Here is a 26,906-nt window from a genome sequence, read left to right on the forward strand (position 1 = left end):
GGACCGATTGAGCCTTGTCAATCAGTCCCGTAGGCTGCCGGCATGGCGGTGGCCGAGGAGGAAGCCCGGATCCGGGCACTCAGTTCGCCGGTACGACTGCGCGTGCTTCGCCTGTGCGCCTTCGAATCCCGTACCAACAAGGAACTCGCCGAACTTCTCGAGATCAATCCGGGCACGATGCTGCACCACGTCCGCAGCCTGGTGAGCACCGGTTACCTCGCGGCCGAGCCGGAGCGGTCCGGCAACCAGGGCGCCCGCGAGGTCCCGTACCGGGCGACCGGATTGTCCTGGCGGACGCCGATCCCGGACGGCTCGTACGTCCTCGTCGAGACGTTCCTGCAGCAGATCGACGGCGTACCGCCCGACGAGCTGGACGTCACCTGGCTCGGGCTCAAGCTCAACAACGAGCACAAGATCGAATTCCAGGAACGCCTGTACGCGCTCGTGAACGAGTTCAAGGAACGCGGCCCGGATCCCGACGGCGCCACCTACTCGCTGTTCGCCACCCTGCACCCCGACCGCAACCCGCCCAGTCCCGGTGCAGCGACATGATCACGGAACTCGATTCCCATCCCGGCCCGGTCTTGGCAGAGTAGACCCGTGTCGATCACTCCGGCCGGCGCCGGCAACCAGTCCCTGGCCCGAGGTCTGCAGATGCTGCGGATCCTCGCCGACGACGGCCCGCTCACCGCGACCGAACTCGGCGCCCGGCTGGGCATCCACCAGAGTTCGGCGTCCCGCGGCCTGGCGGCGCTGATCGAGGCCGGCTATGTCCGCAAGGACGATCACGGCCGGTTCGAGTGCTCGTACGGCGTGCTCGGACTGGCCGACTCGGTCAGCCGGTTGCCGCTGGTCAAACGACTGCGGGCCGGAGCCAGGAAGATCATCGAGCGCTACCCGGACGTGACGATCGCGGTCTGCATGCTCTGGCGGCAGGACGTCCTGCACCTGGCCCGGGCCCGGACCGGTCAGCTCTCCCTCTGGAACGGCGGCTGGCCGCTCAACGTGTCCACGCCCGGCCTGCGACTGCTGGCCGAGCTCCCCGACGACGAGGCCGTCGCGATCCTGGACCGGTCCCGCGAGCGGGTCGGCTGGGGCGGCCGGCCCGGTCAGGTCCCGGAGACCGCGGCCGAGACCATCACGCTGGCCCGGAAGATGATCACCGACGAGGTCCTGCTGGTCGACGGATGGTGGCGTCCGCACCATGCCACCGGCGCCATCCTGGTCCGAACCCCGGAACCGGCCCCGGTGTCGCTGGCCGTCGTCGACGAGGCCGGGGACCTCGACCCGACCGAGCACAAGCTCCTGCTGCACCGGATTCGCCGTGATCTTGAAGCGCATCTCAACTGACGCCGGCGGCGCCGTGCACGACCGCGGCTGAGCTCGGCTTTCCGAGTACGGACTCGTCGAGCCCGAACCGGGCGTGGACCGGGCGCAGGAACCGCGGCAGCCACCAGTTGGCGCGACCGGCGAGCCGCATCGAGGCGGGCAGCAGGACCGCACGGAGCAAGGTGGCGTCCACGAGCACCGCGACCGCGGTGCCGACGCCGATCAGCTGCAGGTAGCTGACCTCGGCGGTGGCGTAGAGCAGGAAGGTCAGGGCGAGGATGGCGGCGGCGGTGCTGACCAGCGGCCCGCTCCGCTGCAGCCCGACCAGAACGGACCGGCGGGTGTCGCCGGTGCGGTCGTACTCCTCCCGGATCCGGGCGATTAGGAACACCTCGTAGTCCATCGACAGCCCGTAGACGATGCAGAACATCAAGATCGGGAAGGTCAGGTTCACGTCGCCGGTCGGCGTGAACCCGAGCAGGCCGGCCAGCGCGCCGTCCTGGAAGCCGACCACGATCACGCCGGCCATCACGGCCAGGCTGAGCAGGTTGAGCACGGTCGCCTTGACCGGGATCAGCAGGCTGCCCGACATCAGGAACAAGATCACGAACGTGACGGCGATGATCAGTCCGGCGAGCGGCGGAACCCATTGCCGCAGTACGGTCTCGAAGTCGGCGAGCTCGGCCGGGAAGCCACCGACCAGCACCGGAGCCGGCGCCGGCACGGCCCGCACGGCCGCGACCAGGTCGGACCCGGAGCGCTCCAGTGCCGCATGTGCGGGAATCGCCGCGAGCCAGGTCGCGCCCGGTCCCGCATAGCGATCGGCCGCCGGCCCGGGCCCGGCGATCCGCTCGCCGCCGACGTAACTCCCGGTGGCGGCGTTGACCCGGACGATCCCGTCGACCCGGGACAGCGCCCGGGCGTAGCCGTCGACCGCCACGGCCCGGTCCGGCGCCTCGGCGAGGGTCGGCAGCACGGCCGCGATCGCGTCCTGCGGCTCGGCGGCGAACTCGGCCCGCATCGTGTCGTACGCCGACCGGGCCGACGACACGTCGGCCGACAGGATCCGGTCGTCCGGCGGACCGGGCCGGAATCCGAGCGCGGGCGCCGCGAGCAGCCCGACCAGGGCCAGCGCGGCGAGACCGTACGGAATCGGGCGCCGCATCACCCGCTCGCCGGTCCGATACCAGAAGCCGCGCTCTACCGGCCTGCTCCGGACGCCGCGGCGGACGAACCGCGGACCGAAGATGATCATGGTTGCGGGAAGGATGACCAGGGTGCCGATCAGGGCGCTGGCGACCACCAGCACGCCGGCGTAGCCGAACGAGCGCAGGAAGGCGTACGGGAACAGCATCAGCACCGCGACCGACGCGGCCACGGTCAGCCCGCTGAACAGCACCGTGCGGCCGGCGGACCGTACCGTGTCGATCACCGCGGTCCGGAGCTCGGCACCGGCGGCGAGCTCCTCGCGGAACCGGGCGATCAGGAACAGGCTGTAGTCGACGCCGAGCGCCAGGCCCATCACCAGGGTGATGTTGGCCGCGAAGGTGGAGACCTCGGTGATCATGGCCAGCCCGCGCAGCGCGGCCAGCGTGCCGATGATCGAGAACAGACCGACGGCCAGCGTGACCAGAGCCGGCAGCACCCGGCGGAAGACGATGATCATCAGCACCAGCAGCAGCGGCACGATGATCAACTCGGCCCGCAGGAAGTCCGCCCTGGCCTGATCGCCGATCTGAGCGGAGATCGCCTCGCCGCCGGCGACCTCGACCTTGATCGCGGGCAGGTCACGCGTGAAGCCGGGGATGATCGTCTCGGTCAGCCGCTGCCGCGCCTCGGTCGGGTCGCCGTCCAGCCAGGCCAGGATCACGGCCCGCCCGCCGTCCTCGCTGCGCAGGGCCGGATCCGCTCCGGTGGACCAGTAGGACCAGACGTCCCGGATCCCCGGCACGGCGCCGAGTTCGGCGGCGACGTCGGTCGCGGCACGGCTCGCCCCGGGATCGTCGACCGTGCCGTCGCGGGCCGAGACCAGCAGCACCAGGTTCGCGCTGTTCGTGTCGAACTCCCCGGCCAGGACCTCCTGCGCGCGGACCGACTCCGTCCCCGGCGCCTCCCACAGCGACAGCGTCATCGCACCCAGCGCACCGGACGCCGCGACACCGAGCAGGACCGTCGCCGCGACCGCCGCGGCGAGCGTCAGCCGGGCGTGCGCGACGACCAGGCCGGCCCAGCGGGCCAGGATCCCGGGCCGGGCAGCGCCCCGATCGATGGGCGGGCGGTTCGGCGTTGCCATGGTTCCTCCGGGACGTCGAGACGTAACATGAGCAAGTGCTCGCATTGCAGAATACGAGCAATCACTCGCATTTTCTAGACGGAGGTCACGGAATGCCCGACGGTGCGCGCCCGGAGCGCCGGCGCCAGGAGCGTGGCGTACGCCGGATGGAGCAGCTCCTGGACGCCGCCGCGGGGCTGTTCGCCGAGATCGGGTACGACAGCGCGACCACCAACAAGATCGCCGCCCGGGCCGGTGTCTCCCCCGGCTCGCTCTACCAGTTCTTCTCCAGCAAGGAGGACATCGCGCGGGCCCTGGCCGACCGCTACGTCCCGGAGTTGGAGCAGGCCCACCGCGAGGCCACGTCGGGCGACCTGGACGGCCTCGAGCCGGCCGAACTGATCGACCGGATCGTCGACCCGATCGTCGCGGTGAACGTCGCCAACCCCGGGATGAAGGACCTGATCGGGCGCTCCGAACTGCCCGAGCACATCATCGCCCCCGCCCGCCGGGTGCAGGCCGCGGTCGCCGGCCGGGTCGCCGAGGTGATCGGCCGCCAGCGTCCCGAGTTGGACGACGCGACCAGGCAGCGGTACGCGACGACCGTGCTCCGGCTCTTCGCCACCTTCGTGCCCCTCGCGGTGTCTGCCGACGCCGGCGAGCGAGACCTGGTGATCACCGAGTTCAAGACCGTCCTGCGCGGCTATCTGACCGAAGTCCTCGCCGTACCGGACTGACGACGCACGGACGAGTCCGCCGGGTCGTCACGCCGGCGCCGGGCCGTGGCTCCGCTGAAGTTGATCAAGACCGCTCCGGTGTTTACCACCTGCACGCTCGGGTAACGCAGTCCTCGAGAGGTGAGGACATGGCGAACCAGCAATTTCCACCCCAGCAACAGGACCCGCCGGGGCTGACCGGACCGATGGAGCCCCGTCCGGACCACGGCGAGGACAGTTACGTCGGCCACGACCGGCTCGCCGGAAGCTCGGCGTTGATCACCGGCGGTGACTCCGGCATCGGCCGCGCGGTCGCCCTCGCCTACGCGCGCGAGGGTGCCGACGTCGCGTTCACCTATCTGCCGGAGGAGCAGGCCGACGCCGAGGCGACCACCGAGTTGATCACGTCCACCGGCCGGCGCGCCGTACCCATCCCGGCCGACCTACGGGACCGGATCACCTGCGACCACGCCGTCGGGGTCGCCACGGAGCGGCTCGGCAAGCTGGACATCCTGGTCAACAACGCGGGATTCCAGCAGGCCAGAACCGGCGAGGGCCTCGAGGCGGTGGACGACGAACGTCTCGACCGGGTGATCAAGACCAACCTGTACGCGCTGTTCTGGATCACTCGGGCCGCCGTACCGGAGCTCAAGCGCCGGCGCGGTTGCGTGATCAACAACTCCTCGATCCAGGCGTACGAGCCGTCGACGACCCTGGTCGACTACGCGGCGACCAAGGCCGCGATCAACAACGCGACGGTCAACCTGGCCGCCGAACTCGGCCCGTACGGGATCCGGGTCAACGCGGTCGCCCCCGGCCCGATCTGGACGCCGCTGCAGCCCGCCACCCAACTGCCGGACAAGATCGAGAAGTTCGGCTCCGACACGCCACTCGGCCGAGCCGGGCAACCCGCCGAGGTCGCCCCGGCGTTCGTCTTCCTGGCCTCACCGAAGGATGCCGGGTACGTCTCCGGAACGGTCCTCGGCGTCACCGGCGGAAAGCCGGTGTTCTGATCATGGCGGACCAGACCGTCGGCGACTTCCTGCTGGCCCGGCTGCGCGAATGGGGCGTGGAGAAGGTGTTCGGCTATCCCGGCGACGGGATCAACGGGATCCTGGCCGCCTGGGGCCGGGCCGACAACCGCCCCCAGTTCATCCAGTCCCGGCACGAGGAGATGAGCGCGTTCCAGGCGGTCGGCTACGCGAAGTTCACCGGCCGGGTCGGCGTCTGTACGGCCACCTCGGGGCCCGGCGCGATCCACCTGCTGAACGGCCTCTACGACGCCAAACTCGATCATGTCCCGGTCGTGGCGATCGTCGGTCAGACCGCCCGGTCGGCGATGGGCGGCTCGTACCAGCAGGAGACCGACCTGATCAGCCTGTTCAAGGACGTGGCCAGCGATTACCAGCAGCTGATCATGGTCCCGGAGCAGTTGCCGAACGTGCTGGACCGGGCGATCCGGGTCGCCCTGAGCCGGCGGGCACCGACCGCGGTGATCATCCCCGGCGACGTGCAGGAGCTCGAGTACACCCCGCCGTCGCACGCGTTCAAGATGGTGCCGTCCAGCCTCGGCGTCGACTGGCCGGTGACCCAGCCCGACGACGAGGCGGTCCGCCGGGCCGCCGACGTCCTGAACGCGGGCAGCCGGGTCGCGATCCTGGCCGGCAGTGGTGCCCGCGGTGCCCGCGCCGAACTCCGGCAGGTGGCCGACGTGCTCGGTGCCGGCGTCGCGAAGGCCCTGCTGGGCAAGGACGTGCTGTCCGACGAGCTGCCTTACGTGACCGGCTCGATCGGGCTGCTCGGCACCCGGCCGAGCTATGACCTGATGCAGGGCTGCGACACCCTGCTGACCGTCGGGTCGAGTTTCCCGTACAGCCAGTTCCTGCCCGAGTACGGGAAGGCGCGGGGCGTCCAGGTCGACGTCGACCCGGGCCTGATCGGGATGCGCTACCCGTACGAGGTGAACCTGGTCGGTGACGCGGCCAGCACCCTGCGCGCACTGCTCCCGCTGCTGAAGATCAAGACCGACCGGTCCTGGCGGGAGGAGATCGAGGCCGGCGTGGCGCGCTGGCAGGAGGTGCTGCACGACGAGGCGATGGTGGCCGCCGAACCGATCAACCCGATGCGACTGTTCACCGAACTCAACCCGTGGCTGCCGGAGAACGTGATCATCACCGCGGACTCCGGCTCGGCCGCGAACTGGTACGCCCGCCACCTGCGCTTCACCGACAGCACCCGGGGCTCGCTCTCCGGAACCCTGGCCACGATGGGCCCCGCCGTCCCGTACGCCATCGGAGCGAAGTTCGGCCATCCGGACCGGCCGGTGATCGCCTTCGCCGGCGACGGTGCCATGCAGATGAACGGCCTCGCCGAGCTGCTCACGATCAAGCACTACTGGGAACAGTGGGAGGACCCGCGGCTGGTGATCGCCGTCCTGCACAACAACGATCTCAACCAGGTGACCTGGGAGTTGCGCGCGATGGGCGGTGCCCGAAGTTCGCCGAATCGCAGACGCTGCCGGAGTTCTCGTACGCGGACTTCGCCGAGAGCCTCGGCTTCACCGCGCTCGCCGTCGACGACCCGGATGCCCTCGGCACCGCCTGGGACCGCGCCCTGGCGGCCGACCGCCCGGCCCTCCTCGACGTCCGCGTCGACCCGGACATCCCGCCGATTCCGCCGCATACGACGCTGGACCAGGCCCTGCGGACGGCCGAGTCGCTGGTCAAGGGCGACGAAGATCGCTGGGGTGTTCTGCGCAAGGGTCTGAAGACCAAACTCCAGGAGGTCCTCCCCCACTCCGACGCCTGACCGGACCTCCGGAGTCTCCGGATCGCGATCCACGCCCTACGATGTGGGAACGGTGTCAGATTCCGGCAGAGGGGTGGGCGCATGGCCACGGAGGCTTCGGAGCCCGAACCGGCTGCTGTGCGCGCCGGCCCGAAGGGGCGTCGCGCGACGATCACCGATGTCGCCGCCGCGGCCGGGGCCTCCCGGTCGACCACCTCGCGGGCCCTGTCCGGGCAGGGCTACGTCTCGCCGGAGGTTCGGGACCGGGTGCAGCGGGCGGCGCGCAGCCTCGGCTATGTGCCGGACGCCCTGGCCCGCGGGCTGAAGCGGCGCAGCAGCACCTCGATCGGCGTCCTGGTGTCGGACCTGAGCAACGTGTTCTACGCCCAGCTCGCGGCCGGCGCCTCCCGGCGGGCCAAGGAACTGGGGTTCACCACGCTGCTGGCCGACACCCAGGGCCAGTCCAAGGAGGAACTGGCCGCCGCGCAGGCCTTCCTCGAGCTCCGGGTCGCCGGCGTGGTGGTGACCCCGGTGTCGGCCCGGATCAGCGGCTGGCTGGTTGATCATGAGATCCCGACGGTGGAACTGGACCGGTCGTTCGGCCGGGCCGGCGTGGACAGCGTCGCGGTGGACAACTTCCGCGCCTCCGAAGCCGCAACGGCGCACCTGGTCGGACTCGGACACCGGCGGATCGCCCTGCTGATCGACGAGACCGACTGGACCACCGGTCGCCGCCGCTACGAGGGCTACCGCAGCGCGCTGCAGGCGGCCGGGCTGAAGCCGAACGACGCGGACGTGGTCGCCTCGGGCTGGGACGCGACGGCGGCCGGCGAGACCACCCGGGCTCTGCTCCGCCGCCGGCGGCCGCCGACCGCGATCTTCGCCGCCAACAACCTGCTCGCCGAGGGCGCGTGGCGGGCGGTCCACGAGGCCGGGCTGCGGGTGCCGCGGGACCTGTCCTTGATCGGGTTCGACGACGCGCCCTGGATGACCCTGGTCCAGCCGGCCGTGAGCACCGTGGTGCAGAACGCGATCGCCCTCGGCGAGGCCGCGATGAGCCGGGTGGTGGACCGGATCGGACGCCCGGGCGAGCCGCGGCAGGAGGTCGTCCTCGGTGCCGAGCTGCAGCTGCGCGGTAGCACCGCCCGGGCGCCCCGTTGATCTTCGCCGGCGCCCGGGCCCGGCTTGATCAAAGACGACGACGCTTCCTTGACACCGCCGGAAGGGCTCGGGTTGACTGGCACGACCGTGGGAACGATCCCAGAAGATCGTCCTGAGCCAGGTACGGATCGGCGCGCCCGGGGCCGCCGAGGAGGAGCCGACCGCATGACCGAACGACCGCCGCTCTCCAACGCACCCTCTGGGGACCAGCCGCGGGACCGGCCGCCGACTCCGCAGCCGCTGGCCGCGCCGGACCGGACCCTGCACCTGATCGGGAACTCCCACCTGGATCCAGTCTGGCTGTGGCCGTGGCAGGAGGGCTATCAGGAGGCCCGGGCCACGTTCTGGTCGGCGATCCACCGGATGGAGGAGTTCGACGACTTCGTCTACACCTGTGATCAGATCGTGCTGCTGCACTGGGTCCGGGAGGTCGACCCGGTGCTGTTCGGCAAGATCACCGAGCGGGTCGCCGAGGGCCGTTGGGTCAACGTCGGCGGCTGGTGGGTCGAACCGGACTGCAACATGCCGATGGGTGAGTCGTTCGTCCGGCAGGGCCTGTACGGGCAGCGTTTCCTGATCGAACACTTCGGCCGGCCCGCGACGGTCGGGATGAACGTCGACCCGTTCGGCCACACCGCATCGCTGCCGGCGATCCTGCGCGGCCAGGGGATGTCGGCGTACACGTTCCTGAGGCCGGGCCCGCACGAGGCAGACCTCTTCGACACGCCGTTCTGGTGGACCGCCCCGGACGGCTCGACCGTGCTCGCCTGCCGGATCCCGTACGAATACTGCTCGCCGCCCGGCGACGTGTCCGGCCAGGTCGAGAAGGGACTCGGCCAGGTCGACCGCGGGTTCGACCCGCTGATGGTGTTCTACGGCGTCGGCAACCACGGCGGCGGGCCGACCCGGGCCAACATCTCCTCGATCGAGCGCTACCACCGGATGGGCACCTTCGGGAGGCTGATCATGAGTTCCCCCGACCGCTACTTCGACGAGGTCCGGGCCCGGCTCGAGGCGGAGCCGGAGCTGGAGCTTCCGGCCCGGCAGGGCGACCTGCAGCACCACGCGCCCGGCTGCTACTCGGCCCACAGCGGGATCAAGCAGTGGCAGCGCCGGGCCCAGCACGCGGTGCTGACCGCGGAGCGCTGGGCGATCGCCGGGGACCTGCTCGGCCGGGCCGGCAACCCGGCGCTGGCCGATCCCCGGGACGACCTGACCCGGGCCTGGCACCAGGTGCTGTTCAACCAGTTCCACGACGTGCTGCCCGGCTCCGCGATCGAGTCGGCCTACGACGATGCCCGTGATCAACTCGGCGAGGCCGTCGCGATCTCGAAGCGGATCATCACCCGGGTACACAACGCGCTGGCCCGCCAGGTCGACATACCGCTGGTCGAGGGCACCCAGCCGGTGTTGATCTTCAACCCCCATCCCTGGCCGGTCCGGACCCAGGTGGAGATCAACTACGGCGTCCAGCCGCTCGGCGTGCACGTCGTCGACGACGAGGACCGTACGGTGCCGTCGCAACGGGTGCAGTCGGTCTCCACCACCAGCGACCGGTCCCGCGGCGCCGTCGTGTTCAGCGCCGACCTGCCCGCCTTCGGCTACGCCCTGCACACGCTCCGGCCCGGTCCGGATAACCCCGCCTTCGAGCCGGTACGGGTTCGGCAGCCGGACGGCTCCACCGGCTGGGTGATCGAGAACGCCCGGCTCCGGGCCGTGATCGACCCGGCGACCGGCTGGCTCAGTTCCCTGCTGCACAAGGAGTCCGGGGTCGACCCGGTGGCCGGCGCGACCGGTCCGCACCTGCAGATCTGCGAGGACCCGACCGACACTTGGGGCCACCGGGTGGTCTCCTACGCGTGGCCCGGGGCGGAACCGGCGGTGACCGCGATCACGGTCCGGGAGGACGGCCCGGTGCGGGCCAGGATCCGGGTCGAGCGAAGCTTCGACCGGTCGGTGATCATCGAGGAGTTCGTCCTGGGTCACGACGATGATCAACTCCGGGTCGACGTCGAGATCGACTGGCGGCAGCAGGCGCAGCTGATGAAGCTGCGGGTGCCGGTCGCGCTGACCGATCCGCAGCCGCGCTACGAGATCCCCTTCGCGACGCTGGAACGCGAGCTGAACGGCGCCGAGGATCCGGCGCAGAGCTGGGTCGACCTGACCGGGCAGCTGGGCCGGGGCCGGAACGCCCGGACCGGCGGCCTGACCGTGATCAACAACGCCAAGCACGGCTACGACGCCTCCCCCGCCGACGACGACAGCTCGGCCAGCCTCGGCATCACCGCGGTCCGCAGCGCCGTCTACTCCTGGCACGACCCGCGGCTGATCGGTGACGACGAGATCCACCGCTACCAGGATCAGGGCGCGCAGCGGTTCAGCCTGGCGCTGGTGCCGCACCCCGGCGACTGGCGTCCGGTCGCCGCGACCCGGCGGGCGGCCGAGCTCGGCCAGCCGGTCCGGGCCATGCTGGAGAGCTTCCACGCCGGCCCGCTGCCGCGCCGGCTGAGCCTGGCCGACGACGCCGCCGGCCCGGTGATGATCACCGCGATCAAGGGCACCGAGGACGACGGTGAGGACGGGCCGGACCTGATCGTCCGGGCGGTGGAGACGACCGGTGAGCCGAGCGAGGTGACGCTGCAGCTGCCGGTCGCCGGCCGCGAGGTCACGGCCGCCTTCGCCCCGTACCAACTTCGCACCTTCCGGGTACCGCGCTCCACCCGCCGCCGGGTCACCGAGGTGGACCTGATCGAACGCCCGCTGGACGAACCAGGCGCCTTCGAGGCGAGCCGCTGCCCCGCCCCGCCGCCGTTCACGGCCGACGGCCTGACCATGGGTCCCGACCGTGCCGGCAGCGACGAACGTCCGGCCGCCCAGACCCAGGCGCCCGCCATGATCAAACGCGCCACCTGACTCCCGCGCCTCGGTCGAGGCGCGGCGGTCAGCCCTTCAGCCCGGTCGACGCGATGCCCTGGATGAAGTACTTCTGGGCGAACGCGAAGATGATCAGCAGCGGCAGCGTGACCACCAGCGAGGCCACCATCACGAACTGGTAGTCGCCGTGGCCGCCGGCGGTCGGCGAGTACTTCGTCATCGCGTAGGCGATGCCGAGCGGGACGGTGAAGTCCTCGATCCGGCCGAAGTTGAGATAGATCAGCGGGCCGGTGAAATTCTGCCAGGACGCCTGGAACTCGAACAGGAAGACGATCAGGGCCGACGGCAGCGCCAGCGGGAACGCGATCCGGCGGAACAGGCCGAAGTAGCTGCAGCCGTCCACCCGGGCCGCCTCGAACAGGTCGCGCGGCAGGGACAGATAGAACTGCCGCATCAGGAAGATGTAGAACGCCGACCCGAACAGCGTCGCGCCCCAGAGCGGGACGTTGGTGCCGAGGAAGCCGAGGTACTTCCAGATCAGGTAGTTCGGGATCAGGGTGACCGCGCCCGGCAGCATCATCGAGGCCAGCAGCAGCCGGAACAGCAGGGCCCGGCCGGGGAACCGGAAGTACGCGAAGCCGAACGCGATCATGGAACTGGACAGCGTGACCAGGGTCGCCGCCAGCCCGGCGATGATGATCGAATTCAGCACCCAGCCGATCAGCGGCAGCTCCTGCCAGACCTGGACGTAGTTTCCCCACACCACGGTGTCCGGGATCAGCTTGTTGTCGAACACCTCGCCGCGCGGTTTCAGGCTCGCCGCGACCAGCCAGGCGAACGGGTAGAGGAACGCGCAGGCGAAGCCGATCATCAGCACCCAGCGGACGACCTGGCCGATCACCTTCCGCGGTGGTGCCGTCATCGCCGCTCACCACCTTCGTAGTAGACCAGCTTGTCGCCGATCTTGATCTGGACCGCGGTGATCGCCAGGATGATCACGAACAGCAGCCACGCCATCGCGGCGGCCAGCCCGAAGTTGAACTGCTGGAACGCGGCCTGGTAGAGGTACACGCCGAAGAACAGCGCCGCGTCGGGCGCGTTGCTGTTGCCGTCGCGATAGAACAGCAGATACGCCTGATCGAAGATCTGCAGCGACGCGATCGTGTTGACGATCACCAGGAAGAACAGCGTCGGCGAGATCAGCGGCAGGGTGATCCGCCAGAACTGGCTCCACTTCGACGCGCCGTCCGTCTCGGCCGCCTCGTAAAGCTCGCGCGGGACGTTCTGCAGCGCGGCGAGCAAGATCACCATCGACCCGGCGACGCTCCACAGCCCCATGATCACGATCGACGGCTTGACCCAGGCAGGGTCCACCAGCCACTGCGGACCAGGGATCCCGAACAGGCCGAGGAACCAGTTGATCGCGCCGGTGTTGCCGTTGAGCAGCAGCAGGAAGACCGAGGCCGTCGCCACCGCCGGCGTCATCTTGGGCAGGTAGTAGATCACCCGGAAGAAGCCGGCGCCCCGGGTCGCGCCCTGCAGCAGCAGGGCCAGCACCAGCGCCAGGGCCAGTTCCAGCGGGACCGCGAGGATCGCGTACACGAAGGTGTTGGACAGGGACGTCAGCACCTTCGGGTCGTCGACCAGCAGCCGGTAGTTCTCGATCCCGACCGGAATGATCACGTCGGTGGACAGGTCGTAGTCGGTGAACGACAGCCCGAGGCTGTACGTCATCGAGATCACCGTGAACAGGCCGAACCCGACGATCCACGGCAGAATGAACAAATAGCCGGCCAGCGCCTCTCGCTTGTTGTACGGCTCCTTCACCCGGGCTGCCATCGGTCCCCTTCCGCCCTAGTGTCGGTCTCGGCAGGCGGTCGGCTACTTCGTGGCCTGTTCCCAGGCACGCAGCGAGGATGTCTGCGCGTCGGCCAGGGCCTGCTCCGGAGTCTTCTCACCGGTCAGCGCGACGGTGACGGCGTTGGTCAGGTCCTGCTGGACCGTCTGCCCGACCGGCGAGGAGCCGCTGGTGACCGGCTTGGCCAGCACCGCGTAGTAGGTCTCGATCACCTGGTCGAACTCCGCGTTGCCGGTCGGCTTCACGTACTTGTCCTTGATCTGTTGATCAGCAACGGGCGATCCGGTCATCAGCCCGGTGAACAGCTTCTTGTTCTTCTCGACGGTCTCGATCCGGGCGTCGGCCGCGGCCATCCAGGCCTCGCTCGAGGTCGCCTTGATCGCCCAGGCGCAGGCCGCCGACGGGTTCTTGCCCGACTTCGGGATCGCGAACGACGTACCGCCGGCCATGGCGATCGGCGCGCCGCTGGAATCCTTGATCGGTACGGCCTCCAGCGACACCTTGTCCTTGGTGTCGGCCAGCACGTTCGGATACCACTGGGCCCAGGTCTGGACCGCGACCTGGTCCTTCACGTACTGGTTGCCGGCGCCGAAGACGTCCATCGAGTCCTTGAAGCTCTTCACCTTCGCGTAGCCGCCCTGGGCGTCCATCAGCTGCTTCATCCAGGTCAGCGCCGCGACGTTCTCCGGCCGGTCCAGGGTCGGCTTGCCCTGCTCGTCGTACGCAGCGCCGCCGAACACCGTGAACCACATGCCCGAGGAGCCGGGCAGGTCGGCGTCGACGCCGATCACGGTCGGCTTGCCGCCCTTCTCCTGGTACAGCTTCTTCGCGGTGGCCACGAGCTCGTCCGGCTTGGAGGTGTCCAGGGCAGCCGCGGCGACGCCGGCCTGATCCAACACCCGCTTGTTCGCCAGCAGGGCGTTGGCCTGGAAGAACTGGGGGATGCCGTAGATCTTGCCGTCGTAGCTGACGTCGTCGACCACCGACGGGTAGTACTGCTCGCGCGGCTTGACGCCGAACGCCTCGTAGCACTGGTCCAGCGGGATGATCAGATCCTTGTTGGCCAGGGTCGCGACGATCGCCCGGTCGGTCTGGATCAGATCCGGCGTCTGCCCGGACGCCGCCTGCGCGGCGAACTTCTGCGGATCGAAGTTGGTCTTGTCCATCGTGACCGTGACGCCGCCCAGCTGCTCGGCCGCGTAGTCGGCCCGCGACTGGCCCACCTCGTCCCCGGGGTTGAATCCGCTCGTCCGCAGGGCGCCGGACACGTCCGTACTGAACGGGTTCGCCGGGCCACTGGCCGACGGTTCCCGGGACCCGATCGACGGGCCGTTGCACGCGGCCACGCTCAGGGTCAGCACCGCCACCGCGGCCATCCACCGCACTCTTGCTCGGGTCATCCTCGACCTTCCTCCTCGCCCGCCGGGATTTGGTCTCCCGAATCGAGCAGATCTGTAACCGATCCCACATCCCTGGCCGGTCGCCGTCTCGACGGCTGACGCTGCTTGCGGCTCCACCGATCGGCGGTACGTCCTCGATCCCGCCGGATCCTTCGACCGTGAGGCTTCGGGGCAGCACGCATCGTCCCGTGGCCAGTGAGCCTAAGACTCTGGGATCGATTCCACAATCCCCCACCCGCGACGGCGCGAAAGCCCTTGCGCCCAGGCCGCGGCGGCCGTACATTCATCCCCCCGGAGCAACAAAAACCGCCGGGTGGGGCTCGACCCCACGACCCGGAGGTACCTGTGTCACCCCGCTCCGTCTTCGCCGAACGCGATTTCCGTCTCCTGCTCGCCGGCCAGACCGCCAGCCAACTCGGCTCGCAGGTCAGCTCGGTGGCGCTCCCCCTGCTCGCCGTGATCACCCTGGGTGCGTCCTCGTTCGAGGTCGGCCTGATCAACGCGGCGGCCACCGTGGCCTTCGCCGTGATCGGTTTGCCCGCAGGGGCCTGGCTGGACCGCCGGACTCGCCGTCCGGTGCTCGTCGCCGCCGACCTGGTCCGCGCTGCGCTGCTCGCAACCATCCCGGCGGCCGCAGCCCTGGGCCGCCTGTCGATCCTGCAGTTGATCATGGTCGCACTGCTGGTCGGTGCCGCCCGGGTGTTCTTCGACATCGGCTACCGGAGCTACCTGCCGACCGTGACCGGCCGGGACCGGGTGCTGGCCGGCAACTCGGTCCTCGAGTTCGTCCGGGCCTCGGGCCAGGTGACCGGGCCCGGACTGGGCGGACTGCTGGTCGCCCTGATCGGCGGTGCCGGCGTGCTCGCCCTCCAGGCCGGCACCTTCGCCCTGTCCGCGATCACCCTGCTCGCCATCCGTACCCGGGAGGTCCGGCCGGCTCAGGCCCCGCGGCGGCGCGGCGAGATCCGTGAGGGCCTGCACTACGTCTGGCGCCAGCCGCTGCTCCGAGCCACGGCCGCCGCAAGTGCCCTCGGCAACCTCTCCTTCGCCATCGCCTCGGCAGTCTCGACGATCTTCCTGGCCCGCACCCTCGGCCTGTCGCCGGCCCTGATCGGCCTGATCATCGCCAGCGGATCAGCGACGGTACTGGCCGGCGCGGCCCTGACGCCCCGGCTGGCCCGGCGGTGGGGCTCGGTCCGGCTGAGCTGGCTCAGCCTCGCGGTCACCGCGCCGCTCAGCATCGTCGGCGTGCTCGCCCAGCCGGGCTGGTCGACGATGCTGGTGATCATCGGCATCGCCGCCGGCGAACTCGGCCAGATCGTCTACGCGATCACCAGCCTCAGCCTCCGCCAGCGAACCTGCCCGGACCACCTGCTCGGCCGGGTCAACGCGACCATGACCGTGTTGATCATGGGACTGTTCCCGCTCGGCGCCCTGGCCGGCGGCGCCCTCGGCGACCTGATCGGCCCCCGCGCGACCCTGCTCGTCGCCGGAGTCCTGCTCTCCCTCGCCCCGATCCTTCTGTACGCCGGCCTGCGCGGCGTACCCGAACCCGACGAGGCAGGTCCGGCAGACCTCGACGACCGCCCGGAACCCGAAGCCGATCCACGATGACCGTGCCGCGGCCGCAGGCCCGTCCCCGGTCGCCCCGTCCTCGGTCGCCCCGTCCTCGGTCGCCCCGCTCGCGATCTGTGCCAGGACGGTCCGACGGTACGTGTGTTGGGCCACCTCATCCACCTGGCCGTTCGCCGCGACCGTGCCGCAAGAGCAGACCTCAGGTCAGGCTTCGTCGTGATCTTGGTCCATGGCCATGCGATACACGGTTTCGACGCATTGGCGCGAATGGGAGCCAGCCACCGCCGCTGCGGAAGGTGCGGATCGTTGTGGCGTCACGATCGGTCTGAACCCGATCCCGTTCCTCGATGACTCCTGCCGCAACCGCCGGCCGGGCACGGGTCGCGCTCCCCCGGTCACGCTGTTCGTGATCCGTGCCAGAGGGCCGTCGGACACGGGCGTCGGAGCCGAGTCACCGGGCGGCGGGTGCGCTGGGCAATCTCTCGTTCCTGTCGCCTCGACCCCGTCAATCTTCCTGGTGTGGACCAGTGTCCAGGCCAGGCCGCGGGCTCCGTGATCTTGGTCCATGGTCATGCTGGACAGTGCCTCGACACAGTTGCGAGTTGAAGCCTTCGCCACCACCAATGGTGCGGATCATTGCGGCGCAACGATCGGTCTGAACCCCGATGACGGTCTGGTGACTGGGCAGCAACCACGGGACCGGCACGGTCACCCAACCAGCGGTCATGTGCTCGCGATCCATGCTCGGCAGGTCCGTCGAACGCCAGTACCAGAAGCTGGCATCAGCAGGGAGTGCGCTGACCAACCTCTGGCTCCTGCAGTCGGCCTCGATGATCTTCCTGGCCTTGACCTGGGCGGGGTCAGGCGGCAGCGTGATCTTGGTCCACGGTCATGCTGAACAGGGCTTCGACACAGTTGTGCAGGCTGAACCCTTCACCGCCGCCGATGGTGCGGATCGTGGTGGCGTCGGGATGATCATGATCGTTCGGGCCGGACGGGTGGGCGGTGGAGAGATCTCGGACAAGCTGGTCGGCTGTCCTCACCCGCCAGCCCGTTTCAGCGACGGGCTGCCCGCCGGGGAGCAGGAACCGCCAGCCAGGATCGCCGGTCCGCGCACCCAGGTAGGGGGCGCCGTTGCGGCGGGTGATCGTGATGCCACCTTCGTGGACGACCGTGTGGTGGAATCCGCAGAGCAAGATCAAGTTCGCCAGGTCGGTGGTGCCGCCGTGGGACCAGGGCACCCTGTGGTGGGCTTGCAGGCGCCGGTCTCGCCAGCAGCCGGGGAACTGGCACAGCTGGTCGCGGATGAGCAGGGCGCGGCGTTGTCGTTTCGACACCAGGCGTCGGGTCCGGCCGAGGGCGAGGACGTCACCGTGCCGGTCCACGATCGCACCGAGAATCGACCCGGTACAGATCATGCGCTGCGCGGTCTGCGGCTCGACCGGCCCTGCCCCACGGACCGTGCACACCTGAGCCCGCAAGCTCGACTCCCGGTTGACCGGGCGGGATGTCGTCGGCCGCTGGAACTCCGACCTGTCGGCCCGGTCCGCTGTGCCTGGACGCGTTCCCGCGGGAACGTCCACCGGGTCGGCGATCGGGGAAGGGACCCCGGCCGCTTGCGACGTTCCCGCGGGAACGTCTCCGTTGCGCCAGCGCGGAGAGGAGGTGGTGATGGTCGACCAACCGTCCCTCGCGGCACGCACGTCTACCGGATCTGCGATCGGGAAAGGAATCCCGGCCGCTTGCGACGTTCCCGCGGGAACGCCTCCGTCCCGCGAGACCGGAGAGGAGGTGGTGGTCGACCAACCGTCCCTCGCGGCAGGAGCGTCCACCGAGTCGGCGATCGGCGAAGGAATCCCGGCCGCTTGCGACGTTCCCGCGGGAACGCCTCCGTCCCGCGAGACCGGAGAGGACGTGGTGGTCGACCAACCGTCCGTCGCGGCACGCACGTCTACCGGGTCGGCGATCGGCGCAGGAATCCCTGCCGGATGCGGCGTTCCCGCGGGAACGTCTCCTTTGCGCGAGACCGGGGAGGTGATGGTCAACCGACCGGCCGTCGCGGCGGGAACGTCCACCGGGTCGGCGATTGGAGACGTGGTCGTGGCCGGTTGCGGCGTTACCGGGGGAACCGCATCCTCAGCGGCGCACCGGGAAGTGAGGCTGGAGGGTCGCTGCGTTCCCGCAGGAACGTCTCCGTTCCCCGCGGCCGGGGAGATGATCATCGACCGACCACCCGTTCCCGCGGGACCGCCGCCGTCTGGCGCGGCCGGGGAGACGGTCGTCGGCCAACGTCCCGCTCCCACGGAACTCTCGCCTGCATCGGCGATCTGGGAAATGATGCCCGCGGGTTGCCGCGTTCCCGCGGGAACGCCTCCGTCCCGCCCGACCGAGGAGGTGATCATCGGCCCCTCCCCCCTGTCCGCGGAACCCATGTCGGCGATCGGGGCGGTGATCACCGGCCGACCACCCGTTCCCGTGGGAACCACAGCCGCATCGGTGATCCGGGAATCCTGGCTCGCCGGCTGCAGCGTTCCCGCGCGAACGTCTCCGCTCCGCGCGACCGGAGACGAGATGGCCGACCGACTACCCAGCCCGGCGGAAACCGAATCTGCATCGGCGATCCGGGGCGCTATGCCGGCCGGCTGCGGCGTTCCCGCGGGAACGTCTCCGCTCCGCGCGACCGGAGACGAGATGGCCGACCGACTACCCAGCCCGGCGGAAACCGAATCTGCATCGGCGATCCAGGGCGCTATGCCGGCCGGTTGCGGCGTTCCCGCGGGAACGTCTCCGTCTCGTACGGCCGGGGAGATGATCGTCGGCCAAACACCCGTTCCCGCGGAGGGCTCGCTGGTATCGGCGGTCCGGGTGGTGAAGTACGGGTGCTGCGTTCCCGCGGGAACGTCGTTCAGCTCGACCGTGACGAGCTGTCCGGGCGCGACCGGGTGCTCTCGGGTGGTCACACCAGCCGGAACGTCGGCGAGGGCGAGTTGTTCGGCCGCCACTTCGATGATCACCAGGGTGCGGTCCTCGCCCGATTCATCCTCGGTGACCGCGGTCGCCAGGTAGTGCCGGCACACGTCCAGGAACGCGTCCGCGTCGGTGTAGGGCGGAGTGGCGTCGTGCTCATCGGGATCGGCCTGTGCAGAATCGCGGTCGATCGTGCCGGGTGGGGTGCTGTTGAGATCCCTGGCCCGTTCCAGGGCCGCGGTCACGATCGCGACCTCTTCGGCGGGGAGGCGACCCGTGATACCCGTCAGCGGGTCGCCGTCCCGGGCCACCAGCCGGAACAGCCGGCGACTCTCCGCCCGGACCCTGGTGCCGGCGGCGGCGCGGTAGCTGGAGATCATCCGGGCCAGCTGGGACGCCGTGGCATACCTCGCGAGTTGGCAGAGCTGGGCTTCGTCGACGACATCGACCACCCGGGTGACTTCTCGTACTTTCGAGTAGGATAGTTCTCCGGCGCCGAACGCCGCGGTCACCGTCGGCATCCGCCGCAACGCCCGCGCGACCCGGATGTGTTCGCGGGCGGTGGCCTGGGTCATCGAGCAGGTCCAGGCGAGCCAGTGGGCGACCGATTTGAAGCCTTGCGACCAGCCCCAGCCCTGGCCGGCGTCGAACTCGCCGATCAAGATCAACAGTTCACAGCTGTCGCGGGCCTGCCTGGCCGCATGGGCACAGATCCGGCCCGCCAGTTCCTCGGCCGCCTCCCGACTCAGCGGCGAAACCTCGTCCGGCACGGCGCCGGGCTCCTCGCGTGTCACGATGGTCATCGCTCTCCCCCAGATTCCTCTTACCTGTATGAAGAACGCTAACGGCGACCACTGACACTCGGACCCGGTCGACGCAGGCCCGGGAGCCAAGACATCGATCGCAACTGTCTCGGTCCGTCAGCTCTCGTGGCCGGGCGGATCATCATCGGCGGATCGGCGGCGCCGGTCCGTGCCGCGCCGACGCTCCCCGTTGCCCAGCCGGGTTCGTCGACGGGTGCCGATGATCATCGGCCTATCCGCCGGCAAGCTCGACCCGGTCAACTCGACCGCGACGGTGTTGATCATGGGACTGTTCCCGCTCGGCGCCCTGGCCGGCCGTGACGCTGCTCGCCGCCGGAGCACGGCTGACCCGCGCCCCGACCGTCATGATCATCGGCTCCGCGACGTACCCGAAACCCGATGAGCAAGACGGCAGATCTCAATGAGCGGCGGGGACCGGGTGCCGGCCCTCGGTGAACTCCTCGATGATCTTGCTGCAGAAGGCGGGCAGGTCGCCCGGGTTCCGGCTCGTCACCAGCCCGCGGTCGGTGACCACTTCGCGATCGACCACCACGGCACCGGCGTTCTCGAGATCGGTACGGATGCTGGGATAGCCGGTGACGGTCCGCCCGGTCAGCACGCCGGCCTCGACCAGGGTCCACGGCCCGTGACAGATCGCGCCGATCGGCTTGCCGGCCTCGGCGAACGCGCGGACGAAGTCGACCGCGTGCGGATCGGTCCGGAGGCGGTCCGGGTTGATCGTTCCGCCGGGCAGGATCAGCGCGTCGAAGTCCTCCGCCGCGAGGTTGACCACGGCCGCCTCGACCGGGAACCGGTCGCCCTGGTCGAGATCGCCGTGCATCGCCTGGATCTCGTCGTCCTTGATCGACACCAGGGTCGCGGTCGCCCCGGCGGCTTCGACGGCCTTGCGCGGCTCCTCGTACTCGATCTGTTCCACCCCGTCAGTGGCCAGGATCGCGATCTTGCGGTCTCGCAGTTGGTCGGACACGTTCTTCCTCCTCCGTCGACTTCCGGTTCCGGACAGGTACCCGGCCAGGCGGGGGCTAATCGGCTGCCGTTTGGGTGGCCCGGCCAGGGGGTACGGGTTCGGACACCAGCCGTGATCTTGGAGGAGATTCCGATGCTCGCTGTTCGAGAACTGATGACGCCCGAGGCCCGCTGTGTGGGCGAGCGCGAACCGCTGGCGGAAGCGGCGCGCCTGATGCGCGATCTCGGCGTCGGGTCGTTGCCGATCTGTGGCACCGACAACCGGCTCAAGGGCATGGTGACGGACCGCGACATCGTGGTGCGGTGCGTGGCCGAGGGGGCCGACCCGACGACCGTGACGGCCGGGGAACTGGCCCGCGGCAAGCCGATCACCGTCGACGCCGACGCGCCGGCCGAGGAGGCCCTGCGCACGATGGCGCAGCATCTGGTCCGCCGGCTGCCGGTGATCTCCGGCCACGACCTGGTCGGGATGGTGTCCCAGGCGGACGTGGCCCGAGCGCTCCCGCCGGAACTGGTCGGGCGCTGCCTCGCCGACGTGTCCACCACCCGCGAGCCGGACACCGCTCAAGCTTGATCGTTCAGTTCTGGTGGTGATCCGGGCCGGGATGCGAGAAGATGCGAGCACCGCACCCGGGCCGGGAGGGCGCGCCCGGAGTCCGCCGCGATCCGCCTGCGGTCGACACGTCCACGAGGAGGGTCAGGTTGGCCGAAGGCGATCCCCACCAGTCGCTCGATCCCGAGGTCCTGGGAAAGCTGACCGACATGCACGAGGCCGAATCCGTAGCCGAGACCGTCGAGGCGGTCGCGGAGTTCGCCCGGTACGCGCTCGGGGCCACCACCGCGGCCATCCTGCTCGGACAGAATCCGCAACGCCTCGAGGTCGCGGCGACCACCGAGAACGGCGATGCCCTGGTCCGACTCGTGGTCACGGACACCGGTCCGATCACCGACGCGTTCGAGTCGCCCTCGGCCGTCGTGGTCGGCGATCTCAGCGTCCAGCGCCGCTGGCCGGACTGGCCGCCGGCCGACCTCGCGCACGGGGTGGGCAGCCTCCTGCTGGTCCGGCTCCGGATCGGGCAGCGGCCGGCCGGCCTGTTGCTGGCCGGGCATCCCGAGCCGGGCTCGTTCGACACCGACGACGCCGCGGTGGCCCACATCGTCGCGCGGCACGCCTCGATCGCCGTCGCCGGCAGCCGCCAGCAGGCGACGCTCGCCGAGGCGGTGGACGCCCGGAAGCTGGTCGGGCAGGCCATGGGCATCCTGATGGAGCGGTACGGCATCGACGCCGACCGGGCCTTCGCCGTCCTGCGCCGCTACTCGCAGGACACCAACACCAAGCTCCGCCTGATCGCGATCCAACTGATCGAAACGCGCGCGCTGCCAGGCCTCGAGGACGGCCAAGAACCCGGGTGACCAACGCCCGGCGGCGAGCTCGAGTGAAGGACCGTCAGCGGCCGGTCTTGCCATCGAGCTGTTCCCGGATGATGTCCGCGTGGCCGGTGTGCTGGGCGGTTTCGCCGATCACGGCGAGGATCGCCCAGCGCAGATCGCGGGTCTTGCCCTGGTACGTGATCGGCGCCGCGGGATCGCCGAGCTCGCGGATGATCGCGTCGCTGGTGTCCCAGGCGGCTCGATAGTCGGCGCGCAGCGCGCGCAGCGACACCGACGGGTCGACCAGCATCGATCGCTTACCGCGGCTGGGCTTGCGGCCGCCGACGATCTGCTCGATCCACTTGGCTTCGACGAACGTGAGGTGCTGGACCAGGCCGGCCAGATTGGTGCCTGACGGCACGGTGCTGCGTCGAGCGTCTTCCTCACTGAGCCCGGCCAGCCTGTCCAGCGCGCTGGTGCGCAGGCTGTGCAGCGTGGCGAGCAGGGCGTCGAGCTCACTCATGATCACAGGGTCGCACGGAACGCCCCGCCCAGGTGCTGGCCCAAACGCCGCCCCTGCGCCGCAGGAGACGGTTGCGACGGCTGTGGACTCAACCGCCGCAACCTCGGCCGGCCCGGAGCACCCGGGGGTCCGGCCGGCCTACCGTCCTGGTACCCACTCGGCACCATCGAATCCGAGCCGTACGGTCACGGCTCGAGAATGATCTTGAGGCAGCCGTCGTCCTTGCGCTGGAACAGCTGGTAGCCGGCGGGCGCCTCGTCCAGCGGCAGCCGGTGCGTGACCAGTGAGGAGAGACTCAGCGGATCCGCCGGATCCTCGACCAGCGGCATCAGCGCGTCGGTCCAGCGCCGTACGTTGCACTGCCCCATCCGGACCTGGAGCTGTTTGTCGAACAGCTCGCGCATCGGGAGCGGATCGAGCTCGCCGCCGTAGACGCCGGCCAGCGACAGGGTGCCGCCGCGGCGCACCGCGCGGATGGCGAGCCGGAGTGCGGCGGTGCGGTCCAGCCCGGCGCGGTCCAGCAGCGGCTCGGCGAGCCGCCCCGGCAGCAGCCCCAACGCGTTGTGCGCGGCCTTGACGACCGGTGAGCCGTGCGCCTCGAGTCCGACGGCGTCGATCACGGCGTCCGGCCCGCGCCCGTCGGTACGGTCGCGCAGGTCGTCCAGCACGTCCTTCGTCAGGTCGAGCGTCGTGATGCCGTGCCGGTCGGCCACCACCCGCCGCTCCGGCACCGGGTCCACGCCGACGACCTGCAGTCCCCGGTGCTGAGCGACCCGGGTGATCAACTGGCCGACCGGCCCGAGGCCGAGTACGGCGACCGAGCCGCCGCGGTCGACGTCGGCGTACTCCACCGCCTGCCAGGCGGTCGGCAGAATGTCGGACAGGAACAGATAATGATCATCGGGCGCGCTGCCGTCGATCCGGATCGGCCCGTAGTCGGCGAACGGGACCCGCAGTCGCTCGGCCTGGCCGCCGGGCACGGAGCCGTACAGCTTCGAGTAGCCGAACAGGGCCGCGCCGCTGCCGTACTCGCGGACCTGGGTGGTCTCGCACTGCGACTGCAGCCCGTTCCGGCACATCCAGCAAGTCCCGCAGGCGATGGTGAACGGCACCACCACCCGATCGCCCACCTCGAGTTTCGTGACGGCGGAGCCGACCTCCTCGACCACCCCCATCGGCTCGTGACCGAGGACGTCTCCCGGCGTCAGGTACGGCCCGAGCACCTCGTACAGGTGCAGATCCGAGCCGCAGATGCCGGTCCCGGTGACGGAGATGATCACGTCATCCGGTTCCTTGAGTACGGGATCCGGCACCTCCTCCACCGTGATCTTCCGCCGGCCCTGCCAGGTCACGGCTCGCATGACGGCACTCCCTTCCTCGTGGGTCGTCGACACCGGAGGGGTACCCGGCCGCGCGGCCGGCCAACCGGGTTTGACCGGCTGCCGTACCGGGTAGTTGAGGCCGGAGGAGCGCCCAACGGAAGGAGTTCACCATGGCCGTCTGCGACACCTGCGGCAATGACTACCCGTTCACCTTCACGGTGATCACCAGCGACTCCGGCACCCATACCTTCGACAGCTTCGAGTGTGCGATCGAACGCGTGGCGCCGCGCTGCGGGCATTGCGACTGCAGGATCGTCGGCCACGGCATCCAGGCCGGCGGCACGATGTTCTGCTGTGCCCACTGTGCCAGGGAATCCGGGGTCGCCGGGGTCAGCGACAACGCCGAGGCCGCGCTCGCCTGAACCGCCGCGGGCCGATCAAGGTCGGGCCTGATCAAGGTCGGAGCCCGACCAAGGTTCACGGCCGACCAAGGTTCGGGGCCGGTTCGAAGTTCGGGGCCGGTTCGAAGTTCGGGACGGGTTCGAAGTTCGGGACCGGTTCGAGGTTTGACGCCGGCCCGGACCGGGTACCAGCACGTCCTTGGCTGGTTCGGCGCCGCCTCGCACCGGCGACCGGACCACCCGCCCGATTGCATGCGGTGTCCGTGTCCGCCGCGGCCCGCCGCAAGGAGACCGGCCCTCCAGCGCCGTCCGTTGGAGGGCCGGTCTTTGCCCGGGTTTGCCGCCGGCGAGGGCGGGGTATTCCATGATCATGAACAGACCGACGACCGAATCCGGGGTCCCGCTCTCGCAGGACGCCCAGCGCCGACGGAACAAGCCCCTGCGTCGTTGGGGCGCGGTCTACGTGTTGATCATTCTGTTCCTCGGCTCCTGGGTCGGCCAGTTCTTCATGCAGGTGAGCGAGTTCAGCAGCGTGCAGGCCCAGCACCAGCAACCCTTCTCCTGGGCCGAGTTCTGGCCGAATTTCCTCGCCAGCACGTTCGAGAACTGGCAGAGCGAGTGGCTGCAGCTGGTGTTCCAGGCGATTCTGCTGCTCGGCGCGAAGCACCTGATCTTCAAGGTCGACGCCGAGGACATGGAACGGCTGGAGGCGAAGGTCGACCTGATCAACGACCGGCTGGAGAAGCACGGCGAGGACTGACCCGGAGCGCATCCGCCGGACCGCGAGCGAACAGACGAACGGGTGGCCACGGAACTGTCCGTGACCACCCGCCCACAGTGGGTCAGTACCGGTTGAGGGTCAGTGCCGGTCGTTCATGCGCTCTCTGGCCTTGTCGGCGGCGTCCTTCAACTGCTCGCCGGCCTGCTTGGCCTTCGCCTTGATCTCCTCGTCCCGGCCTTCCCTTTCGAGACCGGGATCGTCGGCTGCGTCACCGGCGGCCTTCTTGATCTTGCCGGCAACCTCATCGGCCTTCTCTCGGGCCTTGTCCGCGAAGCTCATCGAACCCTCCTTCTCGTCGTCGATGCTTCCTTGAATCCTCGTCGTACCCGATCCCGATCGGGCCGAAACGGGGGTCAGGCCCGGTCCGGGAGTGCGGCCAGGTCGACGACCAGGCCGTAGTGGTCGCTGGCTGTTGTAGGGCCGCGGTCGAAGCAGCGCTCCGCCCGCTCGATGGCCAGGGTCGGACCGTGCCGGTCGCAGCGGACCAGGACGTGGTCGATCCCGCGGAACGGCCAGTCCGGGTCGACGGACCACGGATTGTCGGGCGGATAGGTGGTCAGCGGTTCGCCGGGCCGGTACGACTCCCAGGCGCTGCGGTAACAGACGCTCATCCCGTCGATCACGTGCCGGCCGGTCCAGAACCTCAGGCTGTCCGCGGCGGAGTCCGCGTCGAGATCGCCGGCCACGACGACGTGACCGGGTGCCTCGCGGGCCAGCCGTTCCAGCTCGCGCGCGACCAGCACGGTCTGCAGGGTGCGCTCGTACTCGTGGTCGAGTTGGTAGTCCGGGAAGTGGTTGGCGACCCAGACCCGGCCGATCGGCGGCGCGGCCAGGATCTCGGTGATCAGGCAGGTGCAGGCGAAGTCGTGGGTACGGTCGGTGACGTGCAGGTCGACCTCGGACACCCGGCCGACCGGCCACCGGCTCGCCGTCGTGATCCCCTGCCCGTCCGGCTCCCGTACCTGCTGCTGAACGAGTTGATAGCCAGGTCCCAGCACGGCTGCGGCCTGATCGACGTCGGGGCCCAGCATCGTCTCCTGGAGCGTGATCACGTCGGCGTCGAGGCCTGCGAATCCCGAACGGAAGATCTCCAGCCGTCGCGGCCAGTCGCCTCGGGTCCCCCAGGTGTTCAGGGTCACCAACCGCAGCCGTTCCGGCCCTTCGGTACGGGTCGGCATCGGTTCCTTCCTACGGCCTGGGCAGCTGTTCCCTGACGTCGTCCTTGGTCATCGAGCCGGCCCCGTCCACGCCGAGGTTCTGCGCCTTCTGGACCAGTTCCTCGCGGGTCTCGCCGCCGGGTTGATCACCGAGATGGGCGGCCCGTGCCTCGCTGAACGCCTGCGCGAGTTCGGCCCGGCGGGCCTCGGACAGCCGCTCCCGGATGCCCGGCAGCACCGTCGACTCCTCTTCCTCGACGTGGTGCGTGACGCCCTTGATCAACTCCTCGAGCTTGGTGTCGAACGCGGCGCCGGCGGGGTCGAGCCGGGACAGTTCACCCAGCAGGGCGTCCGCCTGCTCGTGCTCCTCCTGGCTGTGCGCGACCTCCTCGGTCTCGCCGGCCTCGTCCCGGGCCACCGGGTAGACCTCGGACTCCTCGGCCCGGCTGTGCGCGATCAGCAGCGACGCCAGTTGCGGCATCAGCAGCGGCCGGTCCGCCGGCCGGGTCCGCAGGGCCTCGAAGAGGCGCTCCACCTCGCGGTGGTCGTTCATGATCAACTCGACGACGTCCTGGTCCGGCATGACCGGCTCCTCTCGTGATGACTGGCCTCGCAGTACCCG

At 70.0% G+C, this 26,906-nt stretch carries 24 protein-coding genes; 13 read left to right on the forward strand and 11 right to left on the reverse strand.

What is annotated here, in order from left to right; all coding sequences use genetic code 11:
* The first annotated feature begins 42 nt into the window (after window positions 1-42).
* Both ACFQU4_RS33000 and ACFQU4_RS33005 read left to right on the forward strand, forming a co-directional pair.
* A complete protein-coding gene (locus ACFQU4_RS33000) occupies window positions 43-552 on the forward strand; it encodes an ArsR/SmtB family transcription factor (protein ID WP_377500424.1) in 510 nt (169 codons plus the stop codon).
* A gap of 48 nt (window positions 553-600) precedes the next feature.
* Window positions 601-1,350 (forward strand): helix-turn-helix domain-containing protein, encoded by a 750-nt coding sequence (locus ACFQU4_RS33005; RefSeq protein WP_377500426.1) that lies wholly within the window; start codon window positions 601-603, stop codon window positions 1,348-1,350.
* Here the strand turns inward: ACFQU4_RS33005 and ACFQU4_RS33010 are convergent.
* Complete coding sequence (locus ACFQU4_RS33010; RefSeq protein ID WP_377500428.1) at window positions 1,343-3,622, reverse strand: MMPL family transporter; 2,280 nt, start codon at window positions 3,620-3,622, stop codon at window positions 1,343-1,345. The genes ACFQU4_RS33005 and ACFQU4_RS33010 overlap by 8 nt on opposite strands.
* A 92-nt stretch (window positions 3,623-3,714) precedes the next feature.
* Here ACFQU4_RS33010 and ACFQU4_RS33015 point away from each other — a divergent pair, with 92 nt between their 5' ends.
* From ACFQU4_RS33015 to ACFQU4_RS33035, 5 genes are all read left to right on the forward strand, one after another.
* Window positions 3,715-4,338, forward strand: coding sequence for a TetR/AcrR family transcriptional regulator (locus ACFQU4_RS33015; protein ID WP_377500430.1), 624 nt, complete (start codon window positions 3,715-3,717; stop codon window positions 4,336-4,338).
* 128 nt (window positions 4,339-4,466) lie between these two features.
* Entirely contained in the window at window positions 4,467-5,330 is an 864-nt protein-coding gene (locus tag ACFQU4_RS33020; RefSeq protein WP_377500432.1) for an SDR family oxidoreductase, read from the forward strand.
* Window positions 5,331-5,332: 2 nt separating this feature from the next.
* Entirely contained in the window at window positions 5,333-7,084 is a 1,752-nt protein-coding gene (locus ACFQU4_RS33025) for a thiamine pyrophosphate-requiring protein (protein WP_377500434.1), read from the forward strand.
* 122 nt (window positions 7,085-7,206) lie between these two features.
* Window positions 7,207-8,265, forward strand: a complete 1,059-nt coding sequence (locus ACFQU4_RS33030; protein WP_377500436.1) for a LacI family DNA-binding transcriptional regulator — start codon at window positions 7,207-7,209, stop codon at window positions 8,263-8,265.
* Window positions 8,266-8,430: 165 nt separating this feature from the next.
* On the forward strand, window positions 8,431-11,178 hold the full coding sequence (locus ACFQU4_RS33035; protein WP_377500438.1) for an alpha-mannosidase: 2,748 nt from the start codon (window positions 8,431-8,433) through the stop codon (window positions 11,176-11,178).
* Between the two features lie 28 nt (window positions 11,179-11,206).
* Here the strand turns inward: ACFQU4_RS33035 and ACFQU4_RS33040 are convergent, their stop codons facing one another.
* The 3 genes from ACFQU4_RS33040 to ACFQU4_RS33050 are packed head-to-tail and all read right to left on the reverse strand — an operon-like array spanning window position 11,207 to window position 14,373.
* Window positions 11,207-12,061, reverse strand: a complete 855-nt coding sequence (locus ACFQU4_RS33040) for a carbohydrate ABC transporter permease (RefSeq protein ID WP_377500440.1) — start codon at window positions 12,059-12,061, stop codon at window positions 11,207-11,209.
* Window positions 12,058-12,978, reverse strand: coding sequence for a carbohydrate ABC transporter permease (locus ACFQU4_RS33045; RefSeq protein ID WP_377500442.1), 921 nt, complete (start codon window positions 12,976-12,978; stop codon window positions 12,058-12,060). Before ACFQU4_RS33045 ends, ACFQU4_RS33040 begins: the two co-directional genes overlap by 4 nt.
* A gap of 42 nt (window positions 12,979-13,020) precedes the next feature.
* Complete coding sequence (locus ACFQU4_RS33050; protein WP_377500444.1) at window positions 13,021-14,373, reverse strand: ABC transporter substrate-binding protein; 1,353 nt, start codon at window positions 14,371-14,373, stop codon at window positions 13,021-13,023.
* A gap of 369 nt (window positions 14,374-14,742) precedes the next feature.
* Here ACFQU4_RS33050 and ACFQU4_RS33055 point away from each other — a divergent pair, with 369 nt between their 5' ends.
* Window positions 14,743-16,011 carry an MFS transporter gene (locus tag ACFQU4_RS33055; RefSeq protein WP_377500446.1) on the forward strand — a complete coding sequence of 423 codons (1,269 nt, stop codon included), beginning with the start codon at window positions 14,743-14,745 and terminating at the stop codon, window positions 16,009-16,011.
* Window positions 16,012-16,832: 821 nt separating this feature from the next.
* On the opposite strand, the gene ACFQU4_RS33060 is transcribed toward ACFQU4_RS33055, so the two are convergent.
* The gene (locus tag ACFQU4_RS33060; protein ID WP_377500448.1) at window positions 16,833-19,832 is read right to left on the reverse strand and encodes a DUF222 domain-containing protein; all 3,000 of its coding nucleotides are present in this window, start codon (window positions 19,830-19,832) and stop codon (window positions 16,833-16,835) included.
* A 130-nt stretch (window positions 19,833-19,962) separates the two neighbouring features.
* Between ACFQU4_RS33060 and ACFQU4_RS33065 the strand changes: the two genes are divergently transcribed.
* The gene (locus tag ACFQU4_RS33065; RefSeq protein WP_377500450.1) at window positions 19,963-20,145 is read left to right on the forward strand and encodes a hypothetical protein; all 183 of its coding nucleotides are present in this window, start codon (window positions 19,963-19,965) and stop codon (window positions 20,143-20,145) included.
* A 15-nt stretch (window positions 20,146-20,160) separates the two neighbouring features.
* Here ACFQU4_RS33065 and ACFQU4_RS33070 read toward each other — a convergent pair whose 3' ends face one another.
* The gene (locus ACFQU4_RS33070; protein ID WP_377500452.1) at window positions 20,161-20,730 is read right to left on the reverse strand and encodes a type 1 glutamine amidotransferase domain-containing protein; all 570 of its coding nucleotides are present in this window, start codon (window positions 20,728-20,730) and stop codon (window positions 20,161-20,163) included.
* Between the two features lie 132 nt (window positions 20,731-20,862).
* Between ACFQU4_RS33070 and ACFQU4_RS33075 the strand changes: the two genes are divergently transcribed.
* Window positions 20,863-21,303, forward strand: coding sequence for a CBS domain-containing protein (locus ACFQU4_RS33075; RefSeq protein ID WP_377500454.1), 441 nt, complete (start codon window positions 20,863-20,865; stop codon window positions 21,301-21,303).
* 188 nt (window positions 21,304-21,491) lie between these two features.
* On the forward strand, window positions 21,492-22,142 hold the full coding sequence (locus tag ACFQU4_RS33080; RefSeq protein WP_377500456.1) for a GAF and ANTAR domain-containing protein: 651 nt from the start codon (window positions 21,492-21,494) through the stop codon (window positions 22,140-22,142).
* A gap of 34 nt (window positions 22,143-22,176) precedes the next feature.
* Here the strand turns inward: ACFQU4_RS33080 and ACFQU4_RS33085 are convergent, their stop codons facing one another.
* Together ACFQU4_RS33085 and ACFQU4_RS33090 are read right to left on the reverse strand one after the other, a co-directional pair.
* On the reverse strand, window positions 22,177-22,623 hold the full coding sequence (locus ACFQU4_RS33085) for a DinB family protein (protein WP_377500458.1): 447 nt from the start codon (window positions 22,621-22,623) through the stop codon (window positions 22,177-22,179).
* Between the two features lie 185 nt (window positions 22,624-22,808).
* Window positions 22,809-23,984: a zinc-dependent alcohol dehydrogenase gene (locus tag ACFQU4_RS33090; RefSeq protein ID WP_377500460.1), complete on the reverse strand. Its 1,176-nt coding sequence runs from the start codon at window positions 23,982-23,984 to the stop codon at window positions 22,809-22,811.
* A gap of 131 nt (window positions 23,985-24,115) precedes the next feature.
* Here ACFQU4_RS33090 and ACFQU4_RS33095 point away from each other — a divergent pair, with 131 nt between their 5' ends.
* Window positions 24,116-24,367, forward strand: a complete 252-nt coding sequence (locus ACFQU4_RS33095; RefSeq protein ID WP_377500462.1) for a Prokaryotic metallothionein — start codon at window positions 24,116-24,118, stop codon at window positions 24,365-24,367.
* Between the two features lie 343 nt (window positions 24,368-24,710).
* A complete protein-coding gene (locus ACFQU4_RS33100; RefSeq protein WP_377500463.1) occupies window positions 24,711-25,106 on the forward strand; it encodes a DUF6766 family protein in 396 nt (131 codons plus the stop codon).
* A 99-nt stretch (window positions 25,107-25,205) separates the two neighbouring features.
* Here ACFQU4_RS33100 and ACFQU4_RS33105 read toward each other — a convergent pair whose 3' ends face one another.
* From ACFQU4_RS33105 to ACFQU4_RS33115, 3 genes are all read right to left on the reverse strand, one after another.
* Window positions 25,206-25,406, reverse strand: coding sequence for a CsbD family protein (locus ACFQU4_RS33105; RefSeq protein WP_377500465.1), 201 nt, complete (start codon window positions 25,404-25,406; stop codon window positions 25,206-25,208).
* Between the two features lie 74 nt (window positions 25,407-25,480).
* Window positions 25,481-26,305 carry an endonuclease/exonuclease/phosphatase family protein gene (locus ACFQU4_RS33110; protein WP_377500467.1) on the reverse strand — a complete coding sequence of 275 codons (825 nt, stop codon included), beginning with the start codon at window positions 26,303-26,305 and terminating at the stop codon, window positions 25,481-25,483.
* Window positions 26,306-26,315: 10 nt separating this feature from the next.
* Window positions 26,316-26,867, reverse strand: coding sequence for a hemerythrin domain-containing protein (locus ACFQU4_RS33115; RefSeq protein ID WP_377500469.1), 552 nt, complete (start codon window positions 26,865-26,867; stop codon window positions 26,316-26,318).
* Window positions 26,868-26,906: the final 39 nt, after the last annotated feature.

The organism is Microlunatus sp. GCM10028923 (assembly GCF_042666975.1).
Taxonomy (GTDB): domain Bacteria; phylum Actinomycetota; class Actinomycetes; order Propionibacteriales; family Propionibacteriaceae; genus Microlunatus.